The sequence below is a fragment of the Janibacter massiliensis genome, assembly GCF_900289115.1.
Lineage (GTDB): Bacteria > Actinomycetota > Actinomycetes > Actinomycetales > Dermatophilaceae > Janibacter_A > Janibacter_A massiliensis.
The window spans coordinates 523,199-533,015 of record NZ_LT985196.1 but is presented as its reverse complement, the minus strand read 5'-3'; the positions used below and the strand labels follow the sequence as shown (position 1 = coordinate 533,015).

The 9,817-nt window shown below is 72.6% G+C and carries 10 protein-coding genes; 3 read left to right on the top strand and 7 right to left on the bottom strand.

The genetic code is table 11. The features are described 5' to 3' along the window. Positions 1-128: 128 nt before the first annotated feature. Positions 129-713, top strand: a complete 585-nt coding sequence (locus tag DAA34_RS02670; protein WP_106817500.1) for a hypothetical protein — start codon at positions 129-131, stop codon at positions 711-713. 251 nt (positions 714-964) lie between these two features. Here the strand turns inward: DAA34_RS02670 and DAA34_RS02665 are convergent, their stop codons facing one another. From DAA34_RS02665 to DAA34_RS02645, 5 genes are all read right to left on the bottom strand, one after another. Beyond that, positions 965-1,267, bottom strand: a complete 303-nt coding sequence (locus DAA34_RS02665; RefSeq protein ID WP_234354075.1) for a BlaI/MecI/CopY family transcriptional regulator — start codon at positions 1,265-1,267, stop codon at positions 965-967. Between the two features lie 5 nt (positions 1,268-1,272). After that, positions 1,273-2,913 (bottom strand): thiol reductant ABC exporter subunit CydC, encoded by a 1,641-nt coding sequence (gene cydC, locus DAA34_RS02660; protein WP_106817499.1) that lies wholly within the window; start codon positions 2,911-2,913, stop codon positions 1,273-1,275. Then, on the bottom strand, positions 2,910-4,508 hold the full coding sequence (gene cydD, locus DAA34_RS02655; protein ID WP_106817498.1) for a thiol reductant ABC exporter subunit CydD: 1,599 nt from the start codon (positions 4,506-4,508) through the stop codon (positions 2,910-2,912). The genes cydC and cydD overlap by 4 nt, the downstream gene beginning before the upstream one ends. Positions 4,509-4,612: 104 nt before the next feature. Further along, the gene (cydB, locus tag DAA34_RS02650) at positions 4,613-5,641 is read right to left on the bottom strand and encodes a cytochrome d ubiquinol oxidase subunit II (protein WP_106817497.1); all 1,029 of its coding nucleotides are present in this window, start codon (positions 5,639-5,641) and stop codon (positions 4,613-4,615) included. Positions 5,642-5,671: 30 nt separating this feature from the next. After that, positions 5,672-7,156: a cytochrome ubiquinol oxidase subunit I gene (locus DAA34_RS02645; protein WP_106817496.1), complete on the bottom strand. Its 1,485-nt coding sequence runs from the start codon at positions 7,154-7,156 to the stop codon at positions 5,672-5,674. 233 nt (positions 7,157-7,389) lie between these two features. Here DAA34_RS02645 and trxA point away from each other — a divergent pair, with 233 nt between their 5' ends. Beyond that, a complete protein-coding gene (gene trxA / locus DAA34_RS02640; RefSeq protein ID WP_106817495.1) occupies positions 7,390-7,749 on the top strand; it encodes a thioredoxin in 360 nt (119 codons plus the stop codon). A gap of 78 nt (positions 7,750-7,827) precedes the next feature. Further along, on the top strand, positions 7,828-8,115 hold the full coding sequence (locus DAA34_RS02635) for an HGxxPAAW family protein (protein ID WP_106817494.1): 288 nt from the start codon (positions 7,828-7,830) through the stop codon (positions 8,113-8,115). 294 nt (positions 8,116-8,409) lie between these two features. On the opposite strand, the gene DAA34_RS02630 is transcribed toward DAA34_RS02635, so the two are convergent. Together DAA34_RS02630 and DAA34_RS02625 are read right to left on the bottom strand one after the other, a co-directional pair. Further along, positions 8,410-8,895, bottom strand: a complete 486-nt coding sequence (locus DAA34_RS02630) for a GNAT family N-acetyltransferase (RefSeq protein ID WP_106817493.1) — start codon at positions 8,893-8,895, stop codon at positions 8,410-8,412. 112 nt (positions 8,896-9,007) lie between these two features. Next, positions 9,008-9,577, bottom strand: a complete 570-nt coding sequence (locus tag DAA34_RS02625; protein WP_106817492.1) for an MFS transporter — start codon at positions 9,575-9,577, stop codon at positions 9,008-9,010. Positions 9,578-9,817 lie beyond the last annotated feature (240 nt).

Below are 9,817 nucleotides of genomic sequence, written 5' to 3'. Positions count from 1 at the left end.
GGTACGCTGGGTTCGTGTTTTTTTTTTTTTTAAAAAGAAAAGGCGGCCGGGGGGGGTGGGGCCCCTCCGGGGGGCCGGGGGGTTTTTAAAAGGAGCCGCCCCCCCCCCCCCCCCCCCCGCCGCACCCGGTGGGCGGGCCCTCGTCCTCGCACCCGGCGGACGTCCCGCCGCCGCCCGGCACGGGCACCTCCCCGGAGGCGCCCGAGACCGGCAGCCAGAGCGGCGTCAGCGGCGTCATCGCCTCCTACACCGACGCGATCACCGAGCAGCGCAACCCTCCGAAGGGTCCGCCGCCGGAGCGCGCCGGTCACCACGGCGACTTCCTCAGCCAGCCTCGCGAGGGCGGCAAGCCCGCCTACCTGACGGACGACCCGATCTCGCACGGCAACTTCCCCGGCATCGAGCCGAGCCACGGCGCGGGTCTCGTCAGCCGCGAGGCGCCGGTCGACCGCTCGGAGCGGGACGCCCGGGGCGAGGAGCGCCGGCTCCCGGAGGAACGGGACGTCCACCTGGGTGCCGTCGCCGCCGCCGCTGCGGCCCCGGCTGCATGGGTCGCGGTCGAGGCGGAGCGGAACGAGGGCGCGTCCGAGTCGGTCGACCCGGCCGAGGACGGTGGCACGGCCCCGACCGACGCCACCCCCGGCGACCAGGGTGGAGACCTTCACGCGGCTGTCGACCGGATCGGTCCACCCCCGCCGCCGGCCTGGGACTGACCCCTTAGGTCGCTGCGGCTGGCCCGGCGGTCCCGGGCTCGCGCGCACCGAATCGACTCGTGGTCACCGGATCCGGTGACCACGAGTGGATTGACGAGGCGCGAAGGGTGCGCCGGGGGGCGCGAGTCGATTCACGAGGCGGGAAGCGCTCGGTGGGCGGGTGTCGGTCAGGAGTCCTTGGCGCGGGCGTCGACGTCGGCGATCGCCCGACGGAGCGTGTCGAGCTCTCCAGGGGTGGCCTCCTCGATGAACTAGAGGATCGCGGACTGCCGCGCGGCGTGGTCGAGGGCGTGGAGCGGGTCGCGCATCGCCCGGCTCGCCAGCTCCTCACGGGTCTGCACGGCCCTGTACCGCCAGGCTCGGCCGTCCCGCCGGCGGGTCAGGAGGTCCTTGCCAGCGAGCCGGACGAGCACGGTCATCACCGTCGTGTACGCCAGCTGCTGGTCCGGCAGCCGCTCGAGGACCTGGCGGACGGTGAGCCCGCCGGGCCCGCCGTGGTCCCACACGACGTCCATGACGGTGCGCTCGAGCGCACCGAGCGATCGCATCGGCATGACGGTCACGGCTCCTTCGGCGGGCTGAGCACCACGGACCGGTCGAAGCCGTCGGTCCCGACGTCGTGATGGCTCACCATGACGACGGTCCGGCCTTCCGCGGACTCCAAGAGGTCCTGGAGGACGGCCGCGCCCGTCGGGGTGTCGAGGTGGGCGACCGGCTCGTCGAGGAGGACGAGCGGCCGACGGGACAGCAGGGCGCGGGCGATCGCCAGCCGCGCACGCTCGCCCCCGGACACCGAGCGGCCGGTCGCTCCGAGCCGGGTGTCGAGGCCGTCGGCGAGCCCGTCGAACCACGCCCCGAGCCCCGCGCGGCGCAGCGCCCGGACGAGCGTCGCGTCGTCGGGGTCGGAGCCCTCCCCGTCGATCGGCGCGGCGAGGCGCAGGTTCTCCCGCAGCGTCGAGGCGAAGACGTGCGGCTCGTCGTCGACGAGGGTGCGCAGGGCGCGCCCGTCGGCGAGCGGGACGCCGGTCAGGTCGGTGCCGTCGGCTGCGAGCGTCCCGCCCGTCGGGTCCAGGTGCCGCGCGAGGACGGCGAGCAGTGTCGACTTCCCGGACCCGTTCGGTCCGCTCACGTGGACGTGGTCGCCCGGCGCAAGGTCGAGGTCGAGCGGCCCCAGGTGCGGGCGCGCCCCGGTCCACGACGCGGTGAGGTCCCGGGTCGTCACGGTGGGGACGTCGTCGATCTCGAACGCCGCGCCGCCCCCGTCGACCACGGCCGGGTCCTGCGCGAGGAGTCCCTCGAGCCGGCGGGCGCTCGCACGGGCGCGGGCGTACGCGCGGGTCGCATCGGTGAGGACGCCGATGACCTCGCCGGTCGCGACGGGGGTGAGGACCAGGAGCGCGCGGACCGGGTCCGGCAGCCCGCTCCGGCTGCTCACCCACGCCGCGGTCAGGGTGGCGGCCCCGGTGACGACGAGGACGAGCGCCGCGCACAGGGCCCGGCCCCGGGCCTGCCGGGAGGTCGCGGCTCGTACCCGGGCGTGGGCGTCCTCGACCCACGACATCGCGGTCTCGGTGCCGCCCACGGCCTGGAGCTCGCCCGCGTGGTCGGCGACGAGGGCGGCGACCCGGGAGACCTCGGCGCGGGCGGCCCCGAGGTCGTCCTGCGCGGCCGACTCGAGCCGGACCGAGAGGAGGACGACGAGCGCCGCGGCGAGCAGCATCGCCAGCAGGACCAGCCCCGAGACTGGGTGGAGCCACGCCGTGAGGATCGTCGCGAGCCCACCCGCGACGCCGGCCGCCAGGACCGGCACCGTGACCCGCGCCGAGGCCTCCGTGACCTCGGTGAGGTCGTCGACGACCCCCGTGAGGAGGTCGGCCCGACCGCGCCGACCGAGCCGCGCGGGCGTGAGGGGGACGAGGTCGGCGTACAACCGGGCTCTGCGGTCGGCGAGATCGGCCAGCGCCGCGTCGTGGCTGACGAGCCGCTCCCAGTACCGGAACACCGGCCGCGCCATGCCGAACGTCCGCACCGCGACGATCGCGACGAGGAGGCTGAGGATCTGGGGCATCTGGGCGGCGCGGACGATGAGCCATCCCGAGGTGGCGGTGAGCGCGATCCCCGACGCGCTCGCCACCCCGCCGAGCAGCCCGGCCCGGACGACGGCGGGGGTGACGACGACGGTGCGGACCCGGGCACTCATCGGTCCGCCCCGACGGGTTCGAGGACCACGTGGCGGTCGGCGTGGGCGACGAGCTCGGCCCGGTGGGTCACGGCGACGACCGCCCGCTCCCGCGCGAGGTCGGCGAGGACGTCGTGGACGAGCTGCGCGGACGCCGGATCGAGGTGCGCCGTCGGTTCGTCGACGAGGACGGCCGGCGCGGTCGACAGCAGGGCCCGGGCGAGCACCAGGCGGGCGCGCTGGCCGGCGGACAGGCCGAAGCCGTCGTCGCCGAGCACGGTGTCCAGGCCCGCGGGCAACCCGGCGACGACGTCGGCGAGCCCGACGCGCGCGAGGGCGGCCCCGATCGCGTCGTCATCGGTGCCCTCCGGCGCCCCGAGCAGGACGTTGTCCCGGATCGTCCCCGCGCCGAGGAACGGGCGCTGGCTCACCAGGTGGGTCGTGGGGTGGGCCACGGTCCCGGCGGTGGGGCGGCGGATGCCGGCGAGGACCTCGAGCAGCGTCGTCTTCCCCGTGCCGGACGGTCCGGTGACGACCGTGAGGCCCGGGCCGGTGGTCACGTCGAGGTGGTGCAGCACGTCCCGCTCCGTCCCGGGGTAGCGGTAGGTGAGGCCACGCGCCTCGAGCATCGGCATCCCCGTGGCGTCGGCGCCGCCGGCGGGTGCTGATGCGGACCCGCTCGAGACACCCAGCTCGGCGATGACGTCCTGCAGCGCCTGCACCCCGTCGGCCGCGGAGTGGAACTCGGCGCCGACGCGCCGGATCGGCCAGTACGCCTCGGGGGCCAGGAGGATCGCGACGAGCCCGACGCCGAGGGTCATGTGCCCCGTCGTCAGGCGCAGCCCGACGGACACCGCGACGATCGCGACCGAGATCGTCGCGAGGAGCTCGAGCGCGGCGGAGGAGAGGAACGCCAGCCGCAGGGTGCGCATCGTCGCGACGCGGTGCTTCTCGCTCACCCGCTCGATCGTCGCCACCTGGCGCTCCGCGCGGCCGTGGACGACGAGGGTCGGCAGGCCCCGGACGACGTCGAGGAAGTGCCCGGCCAGGTCGCTCAGCGCGCGCCACCGCCGCTGCGTGTCCGCCTCGGTGCGAGCGCCGATGAGGGCGGCGAAGACCGGGAGCAGCGGGACCGTGAGGACGACGACGAGAGCGCTGACCCAGTCGACGACGGCGAGGACGACCACGACCGCGGCGGGGACGACCGCTGCCGTGATGAGGGCCGGCAGGTACCGCGCGACGTACGGCTCGACGGTCGCGCACCCCTGGCTGGCGAGGGTGCTCGCACGGGCCCGGTCGGGTCGCTCGTCGGCCCCGCGCTCCAGCCAGGCTCGCAGCAGCGTGGAGCGCAGGTCCGTCGCGACCCGCGTCCCCGCCCATGCGGCGACGCGCTCGGTGACGTGGGCCAGGACCGCTCGCACGAGGAAGAGCGCCGCGACCCACATCGCCGGGGCCAGGACGGACCCGCCGCGTGCGACCGCGACGACGAGGCCCGCGATCGCGAACGCCGAGCCGATCGTCGCGGCCCCCGAGAGGACCCCGGCGATGCCGAGCGCGACCACGGGCCGGCGGGCGGCGGGCGCGACCACGAGCAGCTGGGGGTCGAACGGTCTCATCGGGCCTCGGGGGTGGCGGTCGGGGGGCGGTCGGACGTAGAGCGTACGGGCGGCGCCCGGCCCGGAGTCCGGACCGGGCGCCGCCCGTCGTGCGTGCGCGGGGGTCAGAGCCCTTGCGCGGCGGGGATGTGCTTCGTCGTCAGGCGGCGACGGAACACCCAGTAGTTCCACGCGGTGTACAGCAGGGCGATCGGCGTGAAGACGAGGGCGGCGCCCGTCATGATCTTCAGCGTCAGCGGCGAGCTCGACGCGTTGGCGATCGTCAGGTCCGTGCCGCCCGCCAGGTTCGTCGGCATGACGTTCGGGAACAGCAGCAGGAAGTACGTGACGACGGCGAACGCGATCGTCAGCGTCGTCCCGACGAACGCCTTGCCCTCGGCGCCCTTGGTGTTGAAGAAGATCGCCGCGAGCAGCGCGACCGCCGCGACCGCCGTGGTGAGCCACGACAGAAGCGTCCCGCCGCGGGTCAGGCCGAGCGTCAGGAGGAGGACGACGGCGAGCACCGCCGCGACCACCCCGGCCTTCGTCGCGAAGGCGCGGGCATCGTGCCGGATGTCCCCGTCGGTCTTGAGCGCGATGAAGTGCGCGCCGTGCGCGAGGCAGAGCGTGAGGATCGTGAGGCCGCCGAGCAGGCTCAGCGGGTTGAGGATCGTCAGCAGGTTGCCCGTGAACTCCATGTCCTTGTCGATCGGCAGGCCGCGCACGATGTTCGTCAGGGCGGTGCCGATGAGCAGCGGCGGGAGGACGGAGCCGACGACGATCGCGATGTCCCAGCCCCGGCGCCACGCGTCGCTGTTGCGCTTGTGGCGGTACTCGAAGCCCATGTTCCGGACGATGAGGGCGACGAGGACGAGGAGCAGGGGCAGGTAGAAGCCGCTGAACATCGTCGCGTACCAGTGGGGGAACGCGGCGAAGGTCGCGCCACCGGCGGTGATCAGCCACACCTCGTTGCCGTCCCAGAACGGGCCGATGGTCGTCAGCAGCAGCCGGCGCCGCTTCTCGGTCTCGACGGGGTCACCGCCGCGGCTGAGGACCGGCAGGAGCATGCCCACGCCGAAGTCGAAACCCTCGAGGACGAGGAAGCCGGTCCACAGGACTCCGATGAGGATGAACCAGAACGTTGCGAGATCCATTGCAGTCAGTCCTTGTCGTCAGATCGCGCGTCAGTAGGCGAAGGCGAGCTCGTCGTCGTCCCGGAGCTGGGTGGGCTCCTCGAACGGCTCCGGACCCTTCTTGATGTAGTCGAGGAAGAGCTTGACCTCGATGACCGCGAGGACGCCGTACAGCAGGGTGTAGACGATCATCGAGATCCACACGTCGGTGGCGCTCACGCTCGGGCTGACGCCCCGGCTCGTCGTCATCTCGCCGAAGACGATCCACGGCTGCCGGCCCGTCTCCGTGAAGATCCAGCCGAAGCTGTGGCCCAGGACGGTGGCCAGCGGGGCGAGGACGAGCAGCGGGGTCCACCAGCCCTGCATCGGGACGCGCTTCTTACGCGTCATCACCAGGACCAGCGCGGCGACGGCCGCGGCGAAGATGCCCGAGCCGATCATGAACCGGAAGTTCCAGTACGACATCGGGATGTTCGGCACGTACGTCGGCGAGGCGGTGAGCTCCCCCTTGCCGTACGTCGCCTGGTACTCCTTCTCGACGTCCGCGATGCCCTTGACCTGGCCGTCCCACGAGCCCGTGCCGAGGTAGGACAGCAGGCACGGCACCTCGATGACGTGCTTGGGGTTCTTGCCGCCGAGGTCGGCGACGGTGAGGACGGAGAAGGGGGCGCACTCGCCGTTCGGCGGGGTGTCGTACAGCGCCTCGGCCGCCGCCATCTTCATCGGCTGGACCTCGGTCATGATCTTGCCCTGGATGTCGCCGGTGACCGTGACCAGGAGGCCAGAGACGAGGGTGACGACCGCGCCGAGGCGGGCCGCGCGGCGGAACATCGAGACGTCGGACTCGCCCGTGGCCGGATCGGTGTCGGTGCTCGTGTCGGTGTCGGCGGCGATGGCCGCGACCTTCTGCGCCTGGCGCGCCTTGTGGAGCGCGACGGCCATGATGAAGGCGCCGCCGACCATGTAGGACGCGGTGATGACGTGCGGGAAGGTGACGAGCTGGACCTTGTTCGTCAGGACCGCGACGAAGTCGGCCATCTCGGCGCGGCCGGTCTCCGGGTTGTACCGGTAGCCCACCGGGTTCTGCATGAACGAGTTGGCGGCGAGGATGAAGTACGCCGAGAGCACCGTGCCGATGTGGACGAGCCAGATGCACGCGACGTGCAGCTTCTCCGGGATACGGCCCCAGCCGAAGATCCACAGGCCGAGGAAGGTCGACTCCATGAAGAAGGCCAGGAGCGCCTCGAACGCCAGCGGTGCGCCGAAGATGTCACCGACGAAGCGCGAGTAGTCCGACCAGTTCATCCCGAACTGGAACTCCTGGACGATGCCGGTGACGAGACCGAGCGCGAAGTTGATGGTGAACAGCTTGCCGAAGAACTTCGCCAGGCGAAGGTCGTTCGGGTTGCGCTTGCGCAGCCACGACGTGTGGAACCAGGCGACGAGCGCGCTCATGCCGATGGTGATCGGCACGAAGAAGTAGTGGTACACGGTGGTGATGGCGAACTGCCACCGTGCCAGCTCCAGGGCGTCCATTGACGCCTCCCTCGGGGACAATCGAGCAACCGATGTGACGCCCGGATGCTACGACGCGTAGTAGTCAGCCGGTCCACGAAGGTGAGCCTGTGTGACCCACGGATCACGGTGCGGTGGCGCGGGATCGCGGCTCGGTGACCGATCCGCGGAATGGTCCGCGGCCGGGTGCTGTTGAGGACGACGAACGACCGGCGCCGACCGTGCGCTGCCCCGCGACCCCCGAGGAGAACGCCGTGGCGACCACCGCCCTCACCAAGGACACGTTCGTCAGCACCGTCGAGCAGGAGGGGATCACCCTCGTCGACTTCTGGGCGGAGTGGTGCGGCCCGTGCCGCCAGTTCGGCCCCGTCTTCGAGGCGGCGTCGGAGAAGTACCCCGACGTGCGCTTCGGGAAGGTCGACACCGAGGCCGAGCAGGAGCTGGCCGGCGCGCTGCAGATCACCTCGATCCCGACGGTGATGGCGTTCCGTGACGGGATCCTCGTCTTCTCGCAGCCGGGCGCGCTGCCCGGAGCCGCGCTCGAGCAGATCATCGAGCAGGTGCAGCAGCTCGACATGGACGAGGTCCGCGCGCAGGCCCAGCCCCAGGAGTGACGAGGGGGACGGGCGGCCGTACCGCGCTGTGGGATGATGGCCGCCACGTCGTCCCCCGTCCTCGGAAGGATCCCCCCGATGAGCTCGAACGCCACCGCCGGCCACGGCGGCCCCGGGCACGGCAACAGCGTCTCGATGTGGGCGGCCGTGGGCGTCGCGCTCGTCGGCTTCGTCCTCATGATGGTGTCGGTGATGATCCTCAGCTGGCCGCTGTTCTGGGCCTCGTGGGTGGTCGTCGCGCTCGCGATCGTCGTCGGCGTCGTCCTCGGCCGGATGGGTTTCGGCTCGACGTCGGTCACCCGAGGTAACCCGGCCTTCGCCGACGCGGCCGACATCGACAACCGCCACGTCGAGGGCGTCCAGTAACCCCGCCGCCCTCTCCCCGCATTTGCGCGCGCAACTGACATCTGCGCGCCGAATATCGCGCGCGGATGCTCGTTGTGGCGCGCAGATTCTCGATCGTTGCCCCTGGCGACGCCGCGATGCGGAGAGCGCCGGCTCCGACGCGAAGCCCCGACCGCGAGGTCCTCATGCAGCTGGCTGACGTCGGTGCGGCCTCTAGCTCGCCCCGACACCCTTCGGATCTGCGCGCCAATGACACCTGCGCGCCGAATATCGCGCGCAGATGTCATTGGTGCGCGCAAGTGCTGGCGAGGGGGGTCAGGGGGCGGCGAGCGCGGTGAGGGCCGCCCCGTCGACGCGATGGACGGTCCAGCCGTCCTGCGGGGTCGACCCCAGCGAGCGGTAGAACTCGATGCTCGGGGTGTTCCAGTCGAGGACCCACCACTCGAGGCGCTGGAACCCCCGCTCGACGCACTCGCCGGCCAGCGCCCGCAGCAGGCCCTGGCCGAGCCCGCGTCCCCGGTGCGCCGGGTCGACGAAGAGGTCTTCGAGCCAGATCCCGTTGACGCCGGTCCAGGTCGAGAACGTCAGGTACCAGACGGCGATGCCGACGACCTCTCCGTCGACCTCCGCGACGTGGCAGAACGTCGTCGGTCGGCCGTGGTCGGGGAATAGTGCCCGCCGGAAGTGCTCCGGGGTCGAGCGCACCTCGTCTGGCGCGCGCTCGTACTCGGCGAGGGCGACGACGAGCCGGTGGACGTCGGCGACGTCGTCGGGCGTGGCGGGGCGGATGGACTGACGCACGGCCCCGGACCCTACCGCCGGGGCCGCGCCGCCTCGCGCGATCGGGCGCCGCACCACATCGAGATCTGCGCGCGATCTGGTGCATCCGCGCGTGATACTTGGCGCGCAGATGTCAGTTGCGCGCGCAATTGCGAGTAGGGGAGGGAGCGGGCTCGCGGAGGGAGGCGAGGAAGGCGACGAGGCCGAGCGTGGAGAGGCCGGCGCCGACGAGGCTCGGTGCCCGCCAGCCCCAGCCGGCGTCGAGGACCAGACCCCCCACCCAGGCGCCGAGCGCGTTCGCGAGGTTGAGCGCCGCGTGGTTGCTCGCGGCTCCGAGCGTCCGGGCCGTCCCCGCCACCGCCATGAGCCGGATCTGCAGCGCGACGACCAGCAGCCCCGTGGCGAACGAGACGAGGAAGATCGCCACCATCGCCGGCACGGCCCAGCTGGCCACCGCGGCGAACACCACGAGCATCACCCCCGTCCCGACGATCCCCGCCGCGAGGGTGCGCGTCACGCTCCGGCCGACGAGCCGACCGGCGGCCGCCGTCCCGGCGAACCCGCCGAGCCCGAGCACGAGCATCGCCACCGGGACCGCCCCGGGCCCCAGCCCGGTGACGTGCTGCAGCACGGGCCCGATGTACGTCACGAGCGCGAACATCCCGCCGAAGCCGATCGCTCCGATGAGCAGGTTGAGCCACACCGCGTTCGAGTGGAAGGCCGCCAGCTCGCTGCGCAGGTCCGCCGAGGGGTCGCCGGGGATCCACGGGATCGTCGCCAGGACGAGCNAAGACGGAATAGGAGTTGGGGGTCCGTCTCGTGGGCGGGGAGTTGTGTATGAGAAAAAGACCCAGTCCCGGGCCCGGGCGGGGGGGCGGGGGGAGCGTCGGTCATCGTGCGCCTAGTGTGGACCGTGGCCGTTGCGCGCCCGGTCGCGGGAATG

Excerpts from the sequence above, each read along its gene's own strand:
- cydD (WP_106817498.1), bottom strand. The coding sequence starts at position 4,508 with ATGAGACCGTTCGACCCCCAGCTGCTCGTGGTCGCGCCCGCCGCCCGC.
- DAA34_RS02635 (WP_106817494.1), top strand. The coding sequence starts at position 7,828 with ATGAGCTCGAACGCCACCGCCGGCCACGGCGGCCCCGGGCACGGCAAC.
- cydC (WP_106817499.1), bottom strand. The coding sequence starts at position 2,913 with ATGAGTGCCCGGGTCCGCACCGTCGTCGTCACCCCCGCCGTCGTCCGG.
- cydB (WP_106817497.1), bottom strand. The coding sequence starts at position 5,641 with ATGGATCTCGCAACGTTCTGGTTCATCCTCATCGGAGTCCTGTGGACC.
- DAA34_RS02645 (WP_106817496.1), bottom strand. The coding sequence starts at position 7,156 with ATGGACGCCCTGGAGCTGGCACGGTGGCAGTTCGCCATCACCACCGTG.
- DAA34_RS02665 (WP_234354075.1), bottom strand. The coding sequence starts at position 1,267 with ATGCCGATGCGATCGCTCGGTGCGCTCGAGCGCACCGTCATGGACGTC.